This is a genomic window from Trichodesmium erythraeum IMS101, from assembly GCF_000014265.1.
Taxonomy (GTDB): domain Bacteria; phylum Cyanobacteriota; class Cyanobacteriia; order Cyanobacteriales; family Microcoleaceae; genus Trichodesmium; species Trichodesmium erythraeum.
Window position 1 is genome coordinate 5,835,520 of sequence record NC_008312.1, and the last position, 17,830, is coordinate 5,853,349.

Here is a 17,830-nt window from a genome sequence, read left to right on the forward strand (position 1 = left end):
TCTATGCACGGAGGTTGCATAACAAAAATTTGTTTGATGTCGGGTAGGGAAATGTTCCTATAGTGGCAAAAGTTTTAATTCCTAAATCTCTACTTACTGAATTATCGGTTTTAGGGAATACTTATGGCAAAATTTCTACTACAAAGTTTAGGAAATATTGATGAGCTGAATTTTTGATTACTGTTTCTGATAATGGAGTAGGGGGTAGTTCTTTTAATGACAAATTTTTCAGCTTTCGTATTTTAGCTAAGTAAATTTTATGGTGACTAATTTTCAATCCACTTTTTGTAAGTCTAGCTGTTGGCTTTGACTTTCTATTCTTAAGTTTAGGAAATTTGATGGGTTGACTTTTTCTGTTGTCTTGAGTTGATGAAAAAAGTTTTGTTCAGCCTGTTTGAAATGGTTGAAAGATTGCTGTAGTGGTATGGCATAAACTTCTGACAACTAAGTTCTTTGTTCAGTTTTTTTGGTCTGAGTAATAAACTGTTTTTGTAGTTCAGTGTTAGTGGGTTTTTTCTTTCCTAGTTTGTATTTTTCCTGACGGCAAGTTTGACTATCATTCCAGATAAGACGGACACAACTAAATAGTTTTGCTAATGGGTGTTTTTATCTCAATGTTGGATATATAGGGTATTTAAATCTGGTTTTCATAGAATGACTTTTGAACTAAAAAGCTGAATAAGATAAGGTGTGAAAAAAAATAAACTAAAAAGTTGCTTTAGAAGGGGGAAGGTTTAAAGTAAATTTTTCGGTAGAAGCCCGAAAGGAAATAGATTATCTGCTGAAGTTGGTGGTTGATGTAAGTATTCTGCTGTTGGTTATTAGTTATTAGTTATTAGTTATTAGCTAGAAGGAAAAGTTAGTTTATAAGAAGGGTTAAAGGTTGGAGAGGAGGTAAATTATCTGCTCAATTTGGTGGTTGATTATTTTGATGCATCTTTTGGCGCGGTATTACTTAGGAAAATGTTTTGAGCTGACTGTTAAAGTGCTGGATTTTTTCAAGTAATTAGCCTGCTTTGGTTAAAATAATTCCGGCTGTTTTTGTTAGTTTGGTGTAGTTAGTTTTTAGCTGTTAGTTGAAGAGCGATCGCTTATAATTTAGTTTTTTTTCTTTTTTAGGGCTGCCTTTTTCTATTTTATTATGTAAAATATGAGAAAAATTATTTTATCCAGTTATGACTTATTCTGAAACAAGCGAGCAGTACTATATATCAGAGGATGTAAAAAAAAGAATACAAGAAGCTAAATATCAAAAGCTTAAGTGGTTATATTTAAGCGGGTGTAAATTAACTGAAGTTCCTGGTGATGTTTGGGAATTAGAGCAGTTAGAAGTATTAGATTTAGGCAGCAATGAATTAACAAGTCTGCCGGAATCAATTGGCAAACTCTCCAATTTAACTTCGCTTTATTTAGTCAATAATAAATTAACAAGTCTGCCGGAATCAATCACCAAACTCTCCAATTTAACTGAGCTTTATTTAGATGGCAATCAATTAACAAGTCTGCCGGAATCAATCACCAAACTCTCCAATTTAACTGAGCTTTATTTAAGTGTTAATAAATTAACAAGTCTGCCGGAATCAATTGGCAAACTCTCCAATTTAACTTCGCTTGATTTAGGTGGTAATCAATTAACAAGTCTGCCGGAATCAATCACCAAACTCTCCAATTTAACTGAGCTTTATTTAGGTCACAATCAATTAACAAGTCTGCCGGAATCAATCACCAAATTATCCAATTTAACTGAGCTTTATTTAGGTCACAATCAATTAACAAGTCTGCCGGAATCAATCACCAAATTATCCAATTTAACTTCGCTTGATTTAAGCTGGAATAAATTAACAAGTCTGCCGGAATCAATCACCAAACTATCCAATTTAACTTCGCTTTATTTAGGTAGTAATCAATTAACAAGTCTGCCGGAATCAATCACCACACTCTCCAATTTAACTGTGCTTGATTTAGGTAGTAATCAATTAACAAGTATGCCGGAATCAATCACCAAACTCTCCAATTTAACTGAGCTTTATTTAGATGGCAATCAATTAACAAGACTGCCGGAATCAATCACCAAACTCTCCAATTTAACTAAGCTTGATTTAAGGAATAATCAATTAACAAGACTGCCGGAATCAATCACCAAACTCTCCAATTTAACTAAGCTTAATTTAAGCTGGAATAAATTAACAAGTCTGCCGGAATCAATTGGCAAACTCTCCAATTTAACTTCGCTTTATTTAAGGGATAATCAATTAACAATTCTGCCGGAATCAATCACCACACTCTCCAATTTAGGATGGCTTTATTTAAACAATAACCCCCTCGAAAACCCACCAATAGAAATTGCTACAAAAGGAATACAAGAAATTAGAGACTATTTCCAGCAAGAACGAGAAAAAGGAATAGATTATATCTATGAAGCAAAGTTACTAATTGTTGGAGAAGGTGGAGCCGGCAAAACAACTTTAGCAAATAAAATTCTCGACCAAAACTATCAACTCAAAGATGAAGATACAACCAAAGGAATTGAAGTTCATCAGTACAAATTTCAGACAAAAAACCAAAATGACTTTCAAATAAATATTTGGGATTTTGGCGGACAAGAAATTTATCACGCTACCCACCAATTTTTCCTGACCAAACGCTCCCTATATACCCTTGTCGCTGATACCCGCAAAGAAGATACAGACTTTTATTATTGGCTCAATGTAGTAGAATTATTAAGCGGTAATAGCCCCTTATTAATAGTTAAAAATGAGAAACAAGAACGGAAACGAGAAATTAATCAACGGGCATTACAAGGGCAATTTACTAATATTAAAGAAGTCTTAGCTACCAACCTTAAAACTAATCGTGGCTTAGAAGAAATTATCAGAGAAATCGAACATCATATTAGTAAGTTACCCCATGTTGGCAGTCGTTTACCTAAAACTTGGAAACAAGTCCGGGAAATATTAGAATTAGATTCCCGTAACTATATTAGTCTAGAAGAATATTTATCTATTTGTGAACAAAATGGCTTTGAAAAAAGGGAATATAAATTACAATTAAGTGGCTATTTACACGACTTAGGAATTTGTCTTCATTTTCAGGATGACCCACTCTTAAATAAAACAGTTATTCTCAAACCAGAATGGGGAACAGCGGCAGTTTATAAAGCCTTAGATAATCAGACAGTTCGTAATAATTTCGGCGAATTCACCAAAGATGATTTAGCCAATATCTGGAATGAAGAAAAATATGTGAATATGCGGGATGAACTGCTGCAATTAATGATTAGATTTAAACTTTGTTATAAAATTTATGGCAATTCTCAGACCTATATTGCTCCTCAACTCTTAACAGAAAATCAACCAGAATATGACTGGGATGAAAGTAATAATTTGATTTTACGTTACACCTACGAATTTCTGCCCAAAGGAATTATTACTCAGTTTATTGTAGCTATGCATAAAGATATTGAAGAACAGAAATATGTCTGGAAAAGCGGAGTTATTCTCAAGAAAAATGAAACAAGAGCAGAAGTAATTGAATATTACAACATAAGAGAAATAAAAATCAGAGTTTCTGGGCGGGAAAAACAGTATTTAATGACTATCGTAACTTACGAATTCGATAAAATTCACAGTTCCTATAATAATCGACTAAAATATAATCAGTTAATTCCTTGTAATTGTAATGTTTGTCAAAATAATCAGAACCCAACATCATACAAATTTGAAATTTTAAAGAACCGAATAAATAATGGTAAGGAAACAATTGAATGTGATTATCCTCCCTTCTATGAAGTTAATATAAAAAGCTTAATTGATGATGTAATAAATATAAGTGAGTATGATAAACTCTCACAGTCTAACTCTCATCCAAATAATGTATATAATAAATATTATAGTTATACTAATTATGGCGGAGACTGGAATATAGACGCCAAAGACACTAATAGTCAAATTATGGGAAATAAAACCATGAATAAAAACATTGACAAAAGCCGAAAAATCGAAAATAAAGACGGAAATATTACAGGTAATGTACTGGGTGACGAAAGTAATATCGAAGGAAATATAACCACACATTCTCCGGCGCCAAAAACCGAAAAACCCGATAAATTTGGATGGCTAGATTTTTTGACTTGGGCGCAGAATGGGCAAATGATTTTCTATTTAGCTTCTGCCACTATCGGCATTTTTGTACTTATTATTTATCCGAAACTATTTCCATCTGGTTTCCCTAAATTAATAGAGAAAGTTCAAGAGATATTTCCAGCTCCGCAAGAAGAAATTGAGTCCGAACAAAATCAATAATATCTAAGAGATTAAACCCTATTTCTCACTAACTAACTTGACAAACTTTGAAAACTAAATTGGAAGTCAAAAATTGAGCTTTAGCAAAAATTAGAAAAACCTTAGCTCAGTATATTCTCTTTTTCTGAAAGTTCCCTATAAAATTATCTGAAACTAACAGAAAAATCCTATTCAAGACTTGGGCTGATAAATATTTTCCCAAGAATGATCCGAATTAATTTCTATCACTAAATCTACCAACTCTTGATTATTGATAAGTGGCTTAATAAACAACTCTGGATGTAATGCTTGCCAAAAATAATCCACAAACCTTTCAATTTCATCATCGCTCATTCCAGATTTTCCTAAAGCAATCATTTGTTTTTCTGCTTCCTTTCGCCATTTTTTAGAAAAACGATAATCAGTAGGATATAAAATAATTAAACTATCTAACCTTTCCCAAAGAGGTAAATATTGCATCAAATTTTTATTCATATCACGGGCAAACTTTCGGTCTGCCTCTGTAATAATTGGTAGTAGTTTTGCCATATCAAAAACTTTATCCTCAACGGGTCGAACTCCCACAAACCAACCCTCAAATAAAATAATATCAACCTTACTTACTATTTCCGGTTCAACTCGATCTCCAGCACCATTAAAAAGAGACTTATTAAATCTAGGAATAGCAATTAAACCATCAGAATTTTCACTTTTAGATTGACGTAACTTATCCAAAACTTCAATTCCTAAACTAACATCATGGGTGCCAGGAGGACCGCGCCAAATTAATCTCGAATCTTGCCTTTGTAAAAGTTGACGTTCAGCGTAAGTTTTATAAATATCATCAATAGAAAAGCTAATAGTTTTATATCCAAGCTTATCTAAAACTAACACTAAAATTTTTGCCAGAGTAGTCTTACCAGTTCCTTGCCCCCCTAAAATTCCTTGAATGAATGGGCGACTTAAACCTTGACATTTACTAGCTAACTTTATTCCTAAAGGTAACCATAATTTCCATAAAATTGCTAAAGTATTATAGTCTCTGAGAGGAAACTTATCATAGTCAGAAATTACAGACTGAAATAGAAGCGATCGCTCCATAATTACTTCCCTCACATTAGCCGAAGTAATATTAAAAACATGAGCACGTTTTTTATCTATTAATTCCTGACTTGCTAAAATTTCTAATTCTTTTTTCTCCAGAGAATTACCCTGCTGTAAAAACTGTAAAATTTGCCCTACTTCAAAATCAAAAAAACCCATAAAAATTATAGATACTATCTAAGAATTAAGCTAAATACTTATAACATCATATCCTTTTTCAAATTAATAAAGTAGCTACTTAATAAGAGGCAAAAACCTATTTTTTTTTTCAGATACTTAGCTAAGTGTAAAAATCGTCAAAATTTTCAGACAAAAAATTCTGTAAAACTCATATTAAAATTCAAAATATGAGAAAAAAATCTAGATAAACTAGGTAAACAGCTAGCCATTGAAAACTTACTAGCAAATCAAAAAAGAAACTGTGCTATTATAGTCAATAATAATTATAAAAATAGCACCACAGAAAAGAAACCCAAACAAACTAATAACCCATAACTGATACCTAATAACTAATAACCCTTAAGAACCTAACTTAAAAGCCTCCAAAAATAGACCATAAATAAAACCTATTTTCAAACTATTTAAAATATCTATTATCAAAAAACGTGCTACTTTCCCTCTGCGACCATAAACCAACCAGTTTAATGCCTCAGTAATGAACAAACAAGCTAAAGTATATAAAACATCTAAATATCCTTCTTGCCCAGCAATAGTAGAAACGGCACTTGCTGCAAAATTACCAAACAACAAACTAATAAGTAATATAGAAATTCGACGCCAAGGATTAACCAACCATTGTTCAAACCTCTTAAGAATAACATTAAATAATCTATTAAGACGGGTACTTTGCATAAATGATATTAAATATATTTTTAATTTCTATAAATCTCAAATTAAAGATACTAATATTAGTTTAATACAAGTAGGTGCACAAAGTTAATTACACTTATATGTGAGACCGAACATCTTATATTATATACCTCACGTCAAACTAGAATAAGTCAATAATTTTGTCTAGGTCTTCAGCAAAACCACAACCTATAATATTTCCGGTCAAAAAAATCAGGATACTTAATTATCCTATAAAAGTTTTCTACATTTTCTTTAGCTGGAAAATAGGGGGGGATACTCATTAAAAATTATTATTTCTTAGCCCAAGTAAGTACAAAAAAATAATTACATATTTTTCAGACCAAATCCCTTATACAAAAAGCACCATATCAAATTACTCTAGGTAAACAATGAGTGTAATAGTACCAATTCTTTTTCTAAAGTTAATTTAAAGACCATAAAAACAATAGCTACTTGACAAAAATCCAGCTAAATTAGAACTTAAGCATTAAAACTTATAAGAGTAAATTATCTAAATGAAACTAATACAACAGTTAGAAAATTTCAAAAAAATTAAAGCCAAACAAAAAAAATATCTTTTAATATTAACACTTTCTATTTTATACCTCTGTTTACTTGCTTCCTTAGCCTTCTTCTATAACCTTGGTAATATTGGTTTAATTGATGAAACAGAACCAATTTTTGCCGAAACTGCTCGTCAAATGGTAAAAACTGGAGATTGGATTACACCTTATTTTAATGGAGAAACTCGCTTTGATAAACCACCTTTAATTTATTGGTTAATAGCAATTTCTTATCATCTTTTTGGTATTAATGAATGGTCTGTCCGTCTCCCATCAGCAATATCTGGAACCGGCTTAATGTGCCTTGGTTTTTATACCCTCTACAGATATGGTTATTATCACCTGAATCCTCAAATATATACCCCTAAAAATAAACTTTTAATAGTGAAATTATTAATAGGATATATTGGGGCAGCGATGATAGCCATAAATCCAGAAACTATTGTTTGGGGACGTATAGGAGTTTCTGATATGTTATTAACAAGCTGTATGTGTTCAGCACTACTAGCCTTTTTTATAGGATATGCTTCACAAACAGAAAATGCTCTTATACATCAGCAAAAAAACAGCAAAATCATCATACAGAAAACCTCTTATTTACCAAATCAAAATCAATCCTCAAAACCTAGAAAATCTCCCCTATTCAACAAGTGGTATTTAGCCTTTTATATACTAATATCTTTAGCAGTTCTCACCAAAGGTCCCATTGGAATTGTTTTACCAGGAATAATTATTGGTTCCTTTTTATTATATGTAGGTAGACTTTTTAAAGTCTTGCAAGAAATCAAAATTTGGTATGGAATTTTAATTTTTTTTACCATTACATTCCCTTGGTATTATCTAGTTACCTTGGTAAATGGAAAAGAATACATTGATAGTTTTTTTGGGTATCACAATTTTGAACGTTTTACCAGAGTTGTGAATCACCATCAAGGACCGTGGTATTTTTACTTTTTAGTCGTACTAATTGGTTTCGCTCCCTGGTCTATTTATTTACCAGTAGCCATAGCTAAAACTAAGTTTTGGCAACCCTATTATTGGCGTCATAAACCGAGAAATAAACAGTTAGGTTTATTTGCCTTTTTCTGGTTTATTTGTATCTTTGCTTTCTTCTCCATCTCTGCTACTAAACTACCTAGCTATGTCTTACCAATAATGCCCGCCGCAGCAATATTATTAGCACTATTTTGGAGTAATATTATTCTTCACAGATATTCTCTATCTAGTCAGACTAATAAACCTGAAAATAACTCCACTCAATCATCATTTAAAGCCACAAATAACCCTACTCAACCTATTTCCAGATTAACGAGAAATACTTCTAAATCAAAAAGTAAATTTTTATCTTTCTCAGTTGTCGCCAACATTATTTTTTTGTTGATTTTAGCCTTAGCAATTATCTACAGTTTTAACTGGTTAGATAGAGACCCAGCCATGCCATATTTCTCAGAAATAATTAGAAAATCTGGCTTATTAATTCGTGGTGGCTTAATTTTAATAACCACAGCAATAGTCATTGGATTTTTTGTCATAAAAAAACAAAATTCTTGGGTTTGGAGTGCTAATTTTATTGGGTTAGTAGCTTGTTTAATTTTTACTATTAACCCGATCATGTTTTTAGTAGATCAAGAACGTCAATTACCTTTACGTCAGCTAGCTCAAACTATTATTCAAGCCAGACAACCAGGAGAAGAAATAATTATGGTTAGCTTTGAAAAACCTAGTTTAGTTTTTTATACTAGGCAACAAGTAAAATTTTTTCGACGTGCTACAGATGCCAGAGAATATCTAGGGAAAAATCTCTCAAAAAACTCTTCTGATAATGTATTGATAATTGGCTACCCAAAAAAGTTTATTCATATAGGATTAAAACCAGGGCAATATCAATATTTAGACAGTCGTGGTGCTTATCAATTAGGTAAAGCTCCTAAAAATATCTTTTTACCAAAATAAGCCAGTAGAACTGACACCTTCCTTGCTTATTGCTTGCTGATAGTGTAGCGGAAATACCCCACGCGTTTACCCTGGGAAATATGGCAATAGGGTTAGCCAAATTATTTTGGATCCACTGATAATGTATATTTTTCCGCTACTCCCGACTCTCTAATTTTTGCTCTCTAATCTCTGAAAAACATTAAATTAATTTAACATAAATACTTGTACTTACTCAACAACTTTCAAGAACTATTTACCAACAGAAAATTAACAGATACTTATCTCTCAGGCTACAAAAATTACAGCAAAAATATTGAAGACTTTCCTCTTTTCTATTCCCTTATTAAATGACCCTTAATTTCCTCCAATAAATCAGCTATTGATAAATCAAAAGGTAAAATTTTTCTCGCAATCTTACTTAAGGCTAAATTGAGATTTTCTAGTGTCATATTTTTGGGTAATTGATAATTAGGATACTTTAACACTAATATAGGAGGTTTTGTAACTATTTTGTCTAAATCAAACAATGCTTTATCTAAAGCAGACGGTAAATTTCCCCGTAAACAAATTAATAATAAATCTACACTCTGATTTTGTAATTGTGACAAAACTTCAACCCAAGATTTAGCAATTAAACCTTTAAATCCATAAGTTTGAATATACTGAACTAATACCTGTGTACTTTCAATTGGTAATTTTGTTTGTTGAAAATTATTTATATTTTGATTAGCCACCTCTAAATCAGAAATAAAATTGGGAAAATTGGAATAATTCAAACTATCTTTTAAGTTTATATTCTTTTGTTCTGAGGTAAAATCTGATAAATCAACAACACTTTCCTCAGAAAAAACCTCTGTCAAAGGTACTATAAAATCTTTGATATTTGCTACATCCATAACCAATATAGTAGGTAGCCAACTCATGCCTGCAGCAATAGAAATCACTTGACATAATCGCGAATTAAAATATTCATAATTAAGCTTCCTTTCGGTTAAATAATTATCATTTTTATCAAAAGCCAAATAAGGAAACACAGACAATTTTTTGACTTGATTAGCAGCTTGAGTAATTTCGGAATCCATAGTTACCAAAGGAATAGCCGCCAAAGCAGAATATTGACTTAACTTGTTAATAAATTCAACCGGAGTCATTGAATTATATCTTCTTTCTATAAGGATAACATTAGGCTGCCAAATCTTAGCAAGTAAATTAGCTTGAGCTAAATCATCTGCCTCTATTATTCTGTATTCAGTAGGAAGCGAAAAAAACTTATCCTCATAAATAGAATCTTCTGTCATAGGCTGCTTAAAATCATAACTACCAGGAATTAAACGGAGAATTACTAACTTTTGATAATCCTGTTTCTTTGATGGTAAATCAGTAAATTCTGTTAATACTTCTTCTAACGCTGATAGTTCTACAGGTAAACTTAAAAATTGATTCGCTCCATTAACTATCCCTCGTTCCTTCTCTCCTATTGTAGAAGTTATTACCACAGGAATATGACAAGTATCAGTATCCTTTTTCAGAAGAGTTAACACATCCCAACCTGATAACAGTGGCAATAATGGATTGAGAAATATTAACTTTGGTTGTAACTTTCGCGCCTTTTCAACTGCTTCTGTACCAGAACGTGCAATAACAACTCGATAACCATTACCTGTTAATTTATTTTTTAAATCTTCAATAAACCCCGGAACCGCTTCAACAATTAGAACTAAACGAGATGAATAATTAACGACAGGTAAATGGTAATTATTAACAGGTAACTTACTATCTTTTTTCCTACGAACTTCATTTTCTTTAGTAGGAATTAATCCCTGTTCTTTGAGATAATCATTTGTTTCCCATCCTTCAATTCTTAAATCCTTTGGAGGTGGAATAGGTGGTAATATTAATGTAAACTCACTTCCTTTACCTTCCTGAGAAATGAAAGTAACATCCCCACCATGTAAACGAGCTAAACGTTGAGTTAATACTAAACCTAAACCAGTTCCTTCAAACTCACGAATCAAAGGATTTTCTAATTGTTGAAACTTTTGAAAAATCAAATGTTGCTTGTTTGCTGGTATACCAATACCAAAATCCCAAACAGTAAAAGTTATCCACTTTTCCCATCTAGCTACTTTCAATCCCATCTTGCCATCTATTGGAGTAAACTTCAAAGCATTAGATAATAAATTTACCAACATCTGACGCAAACGCAACTCATCTGCAATTATAATATCTAGATCCTTCTCTATTTCTAAAGTATACTTAGCTCGGATAGAATCACTAAATATAGCAGAAGATTGACCTTGAGGACGCTTATGCTGAAGTTGTAAAGCCTCCTGAAAAGCGCGATCGCAAACTTTCCGAATTTCAACTGGTTCTGGGATCAACTCCATTTGACCAGTTTCCATGCGAGTTAAATCTAGAATATCATTAATCACAGCCATTAAATGACGGCCACTCTGATGGATAAGTGTAGCATAATGAGTTTGACGTTTATTGAGAGCTCCCAGAGTCTGATCTTTCAATAAACTAGATAAACCCAGTACAGCAGTTAACGGTGTTTTTAATTCATGGCTAATACAAGCCAAGAACTCGTCCTTAAGTCGGTTAAGCCGAATCAAATCAGTATTTTTATCCTGTAATTCCTTTGCCACCAAGTGTTGTTTTGTGACATCCTGAGCTAAAACTAACGTCAGGTCAAACAATTGCTGACTACTAAAGTGCCATACTCGTTCTTGACCATTTTTTTGAGGACAAGTACAAACATAAGTACCTGGATGAGTATAATAACACCAACTAGAAGCAGAATTTGACTGTGGAACCTGAGCTCGTTTTTGTAAAAGTTTAGCAGGGGAAACCCTCCCATTAGTTTTTATTGGACACGAAAATGCAACACCATCTTCCAAGATAGCTATAGAGTCTGGTATTTTGGCTTGTGTCGGCTGTTGTTGAGTATTTTTAGTATTTTTAGCCAATAAACCCATAACTGCATCTACAATTTCTATTAAATCCGGTTCTTTTCCGATATGAGAACGCCATGCTAAATTCTGATTTATTACTTTGCCATCATTGCTCTGTAACATCAGAGGTAGAGGTAATTTTTCTAAAAGCTCTATTAATGAATAGATATAGGAAGAAGTCTCTACTTTTTCTTGCTTTTCTTGTTCTTGATCAAGCAAATCTTTTGTAACTATTTGCTCCACTTCTGGCGAATTTTCTAATTCAGAGATATTTAGCTTCAGGTTCTCAGTTGTGGAAATAAACTCTAATAGACGCCAACTATCTAACAACCCTAAAAATTTACCTTCTCCATCTACAACAGCAATAGGCAACCTCAAAGACTCTTGCTCTATCTCGTTTTCCGATTCTGGTTGGATATATGGCCATAATTTGTCAACAGTTAAATCTGCTGGTAATATTCTTAAACTACTCAATGCCAAAGAACTTACTTCAGATAGAGGTTGTTGCCAATTTCCTACAGAAGTATCAGTTTTAAGTATTTTGGTTTCTGAGTTTGATGTTAGATAAGGAATTAAACTATGTAAGTAAATTAATCCTAGTGGTTGGTGTTGAAGATTTACTATTACTAACTCGTTACATTTTTCTCTAGAGAAAATTGACCATACTACTTGCAAATTTTCTGTATCTAAGCAAACTGGTATAGGAGATATAATTTTTTTTAAAGTCGTGTAGGGCATTAACATGACAGTTCAGATATATAAGCTGAAATATATTCATTAAGGGTATGTTGACTAATCGGACTACAATCTAGGCCATTTTGAATGGAAACCCTTATCCCTACATCTGTCCACAAATAATTAAGTAAACATCTCACAGGAAAATCCTATTACGTTTATAGCTAGCTTAAATTTTGACTTTAGTGGTAATGATATTTAGTACACAGATATAGGATTAATGTTCCTACTTTAATTTACTGCTATTTATGAGGTATTTTGAGAGAATTTAAAGATAACCTTGCTCAACTATTATTTATATTTAGACAAGCTATTCATGAATTCCTCTTAACCCAAAAAATATAAAAGTTATATATGTTAATATTATTACAGTATATGTTTAAATCTTTGATGTAATAAAATTCTTTTGTAATGAAGATTTCTCGGATTACAGATTCTCAAATCAACCCAGACTTACCTACTGTACCTAAAACTTTGTCTACTAAACTATTTATTTGTATATATTTACATGATGATAAATTTGCCACTTCAGTAACCAAGTTACTGAGTCAAGATCGCTACCTTGTGGCATTGACCAAATCTGATCGAGAATTTGTCCAGCTTATTGAGGAGAATACTAATATAGATTGTCTCCTCTTCCAAGAGGATCCTGAACTAACTTCTTTGATACATAAGTTACACCATAGATCTATTTTATTACCTGCTGTTATTATTAAAAAATCTGAATCAGAAAATTCTCTGGAAAATCAGCAGTTAACTGACACTGATAATAATTTTACTGAATATACTACACAGCATAATTATCAACCCTTTATTTACCATCAAGCAGAAGCTTCATTATTAATCAATCAACTAGGCAAAATAGATTTTTATGTTGAGCAAGCAATTCAAAAATTTCTCAAACTTTCTCCTGCTAGTTCCTCAAAAGATAAATCTCAAATATCTAGTCAAGCCACTGATGATTATACTAAAAATATACTTCATCAACAGCAACACAGATTATATGCAAAATTAAGGGAAAGATTAGGATACCTAGGTGTGTATTACAAAAGGAATCCCACAAATTTTATTAGGAATATGGCTCCAGGGGAGCGTGATAAGTTTGTAGACCAACTTAAGCTAGAATATCGTCATATTGTTCTCAAATATTTTTCTCAGGATAATTCTCTAAACAATAATATAGATGACTTTGTTAACCTATGTTTTTTCTCAGATATTCCTGTAACACAAGTTGTGGAAATTCACATGGATTTAATGGATGAATTTGCTATACAACTAAGGTTGGAAGGACGTAGTGAGGAAATGTTATTGGACTATAGATTAACTCTTATAGATACAATAGCACACTTATGTGAAATGTATCGACGTTCTATTCCTAGAGAATCTTGAAAACTAGATTATTAAATAAAAATTAACTAGGAAAAGATTACATTAAGCTAATGTTAACATCAGAAAATGTGTTAGGAATTAAATAAGTTTAATAATTTCAAAGTATCTAATAAGAAAAACCGATCAATAACTTTTATTTTATTTGAAATTTAGCACCCAAAGTACGATGGTTTTGCTCAACTTGAATATTTCCAACTTGGAAAAGCTAAATGCTAACTGTAAAAATGGTTACGTCAATATATTTAATCAATAATTTAATTAATCCCTAAACAAAAAAAACTCTGTTTGAATTGAGGTTAAAATATTATTAAATCGGTTTTTAATCTAGGAAAAACTATTCAAAAAATCTGAAAAAAACTACTTGATAATAATTATGAGTCCTCTAAAGAAAACCTATGTTTTGAAGTTATACGTTGCTGGAAATACTCCTAATTCTGTGCGGGCATTAAAAACACTCAAAGAAATTCTGGAACAAGAATTTCAAGGGGTTTATGCCTTAAAAGTAATAGACGTATTGAAAAATCCTCAACTAGCAGAAGAAGATAAAATATTGGCAACACCAACTTTGTCCAAAATATTACCTCCACCCGTTAGAAAAATCATTGGTGATCTCTCAGATCGAGAAAAGGTCTTAATTGGGTTGGATCTACTTTATGAAGAACTCAACGAAGACGAATACAATCTTTAAACAAACTTCTAGATCCGATTGATATTAACTTTAGTATTTTGTGATATAAATATCTCGCACCCATAATATCTTGAGGTAGCAACACAGGAATAAATATATTCGCAGATAGTCAAATTTTTCATTCCAAGAGATTTTAAAGATATGAATCAAAATAGTGAGTCTGTTAAAAAGGACAGAATAGCAACTGTAGGAGTTGAAAAAATTAAGACCATGATTGAGGGTTTTGACGACATAAGTCATGGAGGTATGCCAGTTGGCAGAACAACATTAGTAAGTGGTACATCTGGAACTGGTAAAACATTGTTTGCTATTCAATTTCTTTATAATGGAATTACTTATTTTGATGAACCAGGAGTATTCGTAACTTTTGAAGAATCTCCCCAAGATATCATTAAAAATGCTTATAGTTTTGGTTGGAATTTACAGCAATTAGTTGATCATGGGAAATTATTTATATTGGATGCTTCCCCAGATCCAGAGGGACAAGATATAGTTGGCAATTTTGACTTATCTGCCTTAATAGAAAGAATTCAATATGCTATTCTTAAATACAAAGCTAGAAGAGTTTCTATAGATTCAGTAACTGCTGTATTTCAACAATATGATGCGGCTTCGGTAGTTAGAAGAGAAATATTTCGTTTAGTCGCACGACTCAAACAAGTTGGGGCAACAACTATTATGACTACAGAAAGAGTAGAAGAATATGGCCCTGTAGCTAGATTTGGAGTAGAAGAATTTGTCTCGGATAATGTTGTTATTGTGCGTAATGCTCTTGAAGGTGAACGTAGACGTAGGACAATAGAAATACTAAAACTTCGGGGTACAACCCACATGAAGGGAGAATATCCATTTACCATTACCAATGATGGTGTAAATATATTTCCACTTGGAGCCATGAGATTAACTCAACGTTCTTCTAATGTTAGGGTTTCCTCTGGGGATGAAATTCTTGATAAAATGTGTGGTGGGGGTTTCTTTAAAGATTCAATTATATTAGCAACTGGAGCTACAGGTACAGGTAAAACCCTTTTAGTAAGTAAATTTATTGAAGATGGTTGTATGAATAATGAACCTGCTATGCTTTTTGCTTATGAAGAGTCCCGGGCTCAATTATTTCGTAATGCTTTTTCTTGGGGCATAGATTTTGAAGAACTAGAAAAAAAAGGATTATTAAGAATTCTGTGTAGCTACCCAGAATCAGCAGGTTTAGAAGATCACCTACAAATTATTAAATCAGAAATTGCCGAATTTAAACCATCAAGAATAGCTATTGACTCTTTATCTGCTTTGGCAAGAGGGGTAAGTAATAATGCCTTTAGACAATTTGTAATTGGAGTCACTGGTTTCGCTAAACAAGAAGAAATAACAGGCTTTTTTACTAACACCACAGATCAGTTTATGGGATCTAATTCTATTACAGACTCCCATATTTCTACTATTACTGATACTATCCTGATGCTCCAGTATGTAGAGATTCGTGGTGAAATGTCCCGTGCTATCAATGTCTTCAAAATGCGTGGTTCATGGCATGATAAGGGAATTAGAGAATATACAATTACATCTCAGGGTCCTGATATAAGAGACTCTTTCCGCAGCTATGAAGGAATTATTAGCGGTTCTCCAACTCGAACTACTGTTAATGAGAAGAGTGAATTATCTAGAATTATTCAAGGAGTCCAAGAAAAGACAACAGATGACTAGATGTTTGGTTGCAAAAATTAGTAATATGAAATATGATACTATTCTAAACTACCTTTGATTCAAAGCTTTTTGATCGGCTCAATAAATATATTAATTTATGGAATTATATACATTTGAGGAAAGTTTACCAAATAATTAGTTGGGCTTAAAGCATCACCCAAATTTTCAGTTATTTTTTAAATACAATTAAGATTCTCGTTCCTAACTTCCAAATAATATCTAAGTATAATCGAATTAAACATCCCTGATATGCACATCTAAGTCAAGTTTCTCAGAGAGTAATTTTTCAATACTTATGGAGATTGTGTAAGAATAAATGACAAAAAAGATTACCCAGAGAAGTTTTAAAATGTTGGTAACAGTTTTAGATAAACCGTATAAAGCTAGTAGAAAAATAGCAAAAGAATTTCAATAAACTATAAGGAGCATATTTTATCAAAACTTACCTTAAAGGAATTAAAAACTTGCTTGAGTACAAATATCTCTAATTTCAGTTATTGTTTAATTTCCTTTTTTAAAGGACATCAAACAGTAAGAAAAGAAATAGAAAAAATTATGATATGGAATGATTCAGTAGTACTAGTAATTAAAAACAAAGAAAATTGATGGAAAGGAAAAACAAGTCCATCTATATAATATATTTTATTTATTAAAAATAATCAAAATAATCATATCACTAGTATCATTTCGCACTTTGTTCATTCTTACAATCAATAATTACTTATTTAGCAAATCAGAACAATTATAAAGTAATACATCTACATATAAATAATATATAGATTAGATAGATTAGATAATCATGGGCGGTACTGGATTTGAACCAGTGACATCCTGCTTGTAAGGCAGGCGCTCTACCACTGAGCTAACCGCCCAACCTTTTATTACTATAACACATCTTATTAAATGTGCAAGTAAAAAAATCACATTTTATCTGGTAAGTTTGATAAATATAAATTATATATTTTTGGCCTAGATTAAATCTGTTATGCCTAGTGGTCCTACCCATGACCGAATAACCTTGTGGAGTTTGCCCATTGTAATCATCTTAAGCTATGTGTTAGTTCGTAGTACCCACTTAACGTTATTTGTTTCTGGAGGGTTTTTATTTAGTGGCCTAATGTTTGGCCCAGACCTTGATATTAATTCTCGGCAATTCCAACGTTGGGGTTGGTTTAGGTGGCTTTGGCGACCATACCAAACCAGTCTTAATCATCGCTCCTTTTTATCTCATGGACCAATAATTGGTACTGCATTACGGTTACTATACTTGTTAAACTGGTCAGCAGTTTTGGCTATGTTAGGTTTAATTGTAGATAAATTATTGGGCTTAGATTTAAGTGTTTTAGGGTTGGTTATAAGTTTGTGGCGATCGCTTTCCCAGCATTATCAAGAAGTAGTTGCCTTGTTAGTTGGTCTAGAACTTGGTGCCATGAGCCATTCTTTAAGTGACTGGAGTTGTTCTGCTTATAAACGCTTTAAAACTAAAGGTTTATCTAGTTTACTCCCCAAAATAAAACTTAAAAAACGAGTGGTTAAGAACTCTCGCAGGTCTACCTGCTCAAAGGTTGGTTCTAATACTAGTCGTCATCGTACTAAAAAATAAAATATCAACACCTTATACATTGTTAA

The 17,830-nt window shown here is 32.1% G+C and carries 10 protein-coding genes, 1 tRNA gene and 1 pseudogene; 6 read left to right on the top strand and 6 right to left on the bottom strand.

Going from position 1 to position 17,830, the window contains the following annotated elements; genetic code table 11:
- Window positions 1-273: 273 nt before the first annotated feature.
- Window positions 274-444, bottom strand: coding sequence for a hypothetical protein (locus TERY_RS35365; protein WP_196797115.1), 171 nt, complete (start codon window positions 442-444; stop codon window positions 274-276).
- Window positions 445-585: pseudogene (locus TERY_RS33525) on the bottom strand (RNA-guided endonuclease TnpB family protein); the annotation flags it as partial.
- Between the two features lie 590 nt (window positions 586-1,175).
- Between TERY_RS33525 and TERY_RS18235 the strand changes: the two are divergent.
- Window positions 1,176-4,301: a COR domain-containing protein gene (locus TERY_RS18235; protein ID WP_011613173.1), complete on the top strand. Its 3,126-nt coding sequence runs from the start codon at window positions 1,176-1,178 to the stop codon at window positions 4,299-4,301.
- A gap of 171 nt (window positions 4,302-4,472) precedes the next feature.
- Here the strand turns inward: TERY_RS18235 and TERY_RS18240 are convergent, their stop codons facing one another.
- Both TERY_RS18240 and TERY_RS18245 read right to left on the bottom strand, forming a co-directional pair.
- Entirely contained in the window at window positions 4,473-5,543 is a 1,071-nt protein-coding gene (locus tag TERY_RS18240; RefSeq protein ID WP_011613174.1) for a glycerate kinase, read from the bottom strand.
- 360 nt (window positions 5,544-5,903) lie between these two features.
- Window positions 5,904-6,236 carry a DUF565 domain-containing protein gene (locus TERY_RS18245; RefSeq protein WP_011613175.1) on the bottom strand — a complete coding sequence of 111 codons (333 nt, stop codon included), beginning with the start codon at window positions 6,234-6,236 and terminating at the stop codon, window positions 5,904-5,906.
- Between the two features lie 515 nt (window positions 6,237-6,751).
- Here TERY_RS18245 and TERY_RS18250 point away from each other — a divergent pair.
- On the top strand, window positions 6,752-8,752 hold the full coding sequence (locus tag TERY_RS18250; protein ID WP_011613176.1) for a glycosyltransferase family 39 protein: 2,001 nt from the start codon (window positions 6,752-6,754) through the stop codon (window positions 8,750-8,752).
- Between the two features lie 314 nt (window positions 8,753-9,066).
- Here TERY_RS18250 and TERY_RS18255 read toward each other — a convergent pair whose 3' ends face one another.
- Window positions 9,067-12,432: an ATP-binding protein gene (locus TERY_RS18255; protein ID WP_011613177.1), complete on the bottom strand. Its 3,366-nt coding sequence runs from the start codon at window positions 12,430-12,432 to the stop codon at window positions 9,067-9,069.
- A gap of 402 nt (window positions 12,433-12,834) precedes the next feature.
- On the opposite strand from TERY_RS18255, the gene TERY_RS18260 reads away from it, so the two are divergent.
- The 3 genes from TERY_RS18260 (at window position 12,835) to kaiC (ending at window position 16,201) form a co-directional block, all read left to right on the top strand.
- A complete protein-coding gene (locus TERY_RS18260; RefSeq protein ID WP_011613178.1) occupies window positions 12,835-13,812 on the top strand; it encodes an Orn/Lys/Arg decarboxylase N-terminal domain-containing protein in 978 nt (325 codons plus the stop codon).
- A 373-nt stretch (window positions 13,813-14,185) separates the two neighbouring features.
- Entirely contained in the window at window positions 14,186-14,500 is a 315-nt protein-coding gene (kaiB, locus tag TERY_RS18265) for a circadian clock protein KaiB (protein WP_011613179.1), read from the top strand.
- A gap of 141 nt (window positions 14,501-14,641) precedes the next feature.
- A complete protein-coding gene (gene kaiC / locus TERY_RS18270) occupies window positions 14,642-16,201 on the top strand; it encodes a circadian clock protein KaiC (RefSeq protein ID WP_011613180.1) in 1,560 nt (519 codons plus the stop codon).
- 800 nt (window positions 16,202-17,001) lie between these two features.
- Here kaiC and TERY_RS18275 read toward each other — a convergent pair.
- Window positions 17,002-17,073 (bottom strand) — tRNA-Val (locus tag TERY_RS18275).
- A 113-nt stretch (window positions 17,074-17,186) separates the two neighbouring features.
- Here TERY_RS18275 and TERY_RS18280 point away from each other — a divergent pair.
- Window positions 17,187-17,804, top strand: coding sequence for a DUF2227 family putative metal-binding protein (locus TERY_RS18280; RefSeq protein ID WP_011613181.1), 618 nt, complete (start codon window positions 17,187-17,189; stop codon window positions 17,802-17,804).
- Window positions 17,805-17,830: the final 26 nt, after the last annotated feature.

Excerpts from the sequence above, each read along its gene's own strand:
- TERY_RS18235 (WP_011613173.1), top strand. The coding sequence starts at position 1,176 with ATGACTTATTCTGAAACAAGCGAGCAGTACTATATATCAGAGGATGTA.
- TERY_RS18240 (WP_011613174.1), bottom strand. The coding sequence starts at position 5,543 with ATGGGTTTTTTTGATTTTGAAGTAGGGCAAATTTTACAGTTTTTACAG.
- TERY_RS18245 (WP_011613175.1), bottom strand. The coding sequence starts at position 6,236 with ATGCAAAGTACCCGTCTTAATAGATTATTTAATGTTATTCTTAAGAGG.
- TERY_RS18250 (WP_011613176.1), top strand. The coding sequence starts at position 6,752 with ATGAAACTAATACAACAGTTAGAAAATTTCAAAAAAATTAAAGCCAAA.
- TERY_RS18255 (WP_011613177.1), bottom strand. The coding sequence starts at position 12,432 with ATGTTAATGCCCTACACGACTTTAAAAAAAATTATATCTCCTATACCA.
- TERY_RS18260 (WP_011613178.1), top strand. The coding sequence starts at position 12,835 with ATGAAGATTTCTCGGATTACAGATTCTCAAATCAACCCAGACTTACCT.
- kaiB (WP_011613179.1), top strand. The coding sequence starts at position 14,186 with ATGAGTCCTCTAAAGAAAACCTATGTTTTGAAGTTATACGTTGCTGGA.
- kaiC (WP_011613180.1), top strand. The coding sequence starts at position 14,642 with ATGAATCAAAATAGTGAGTCTGTTAAAAAGGACAGAATAGCAACTGTA.
- TERY_RS18280 (WP_011613181.1), top strand. The coding sequence starts at position 17,187 with ATGCCTAGTGGTCCTACCCATGACCGAATAACCTTGTGGAGTTTGCCC.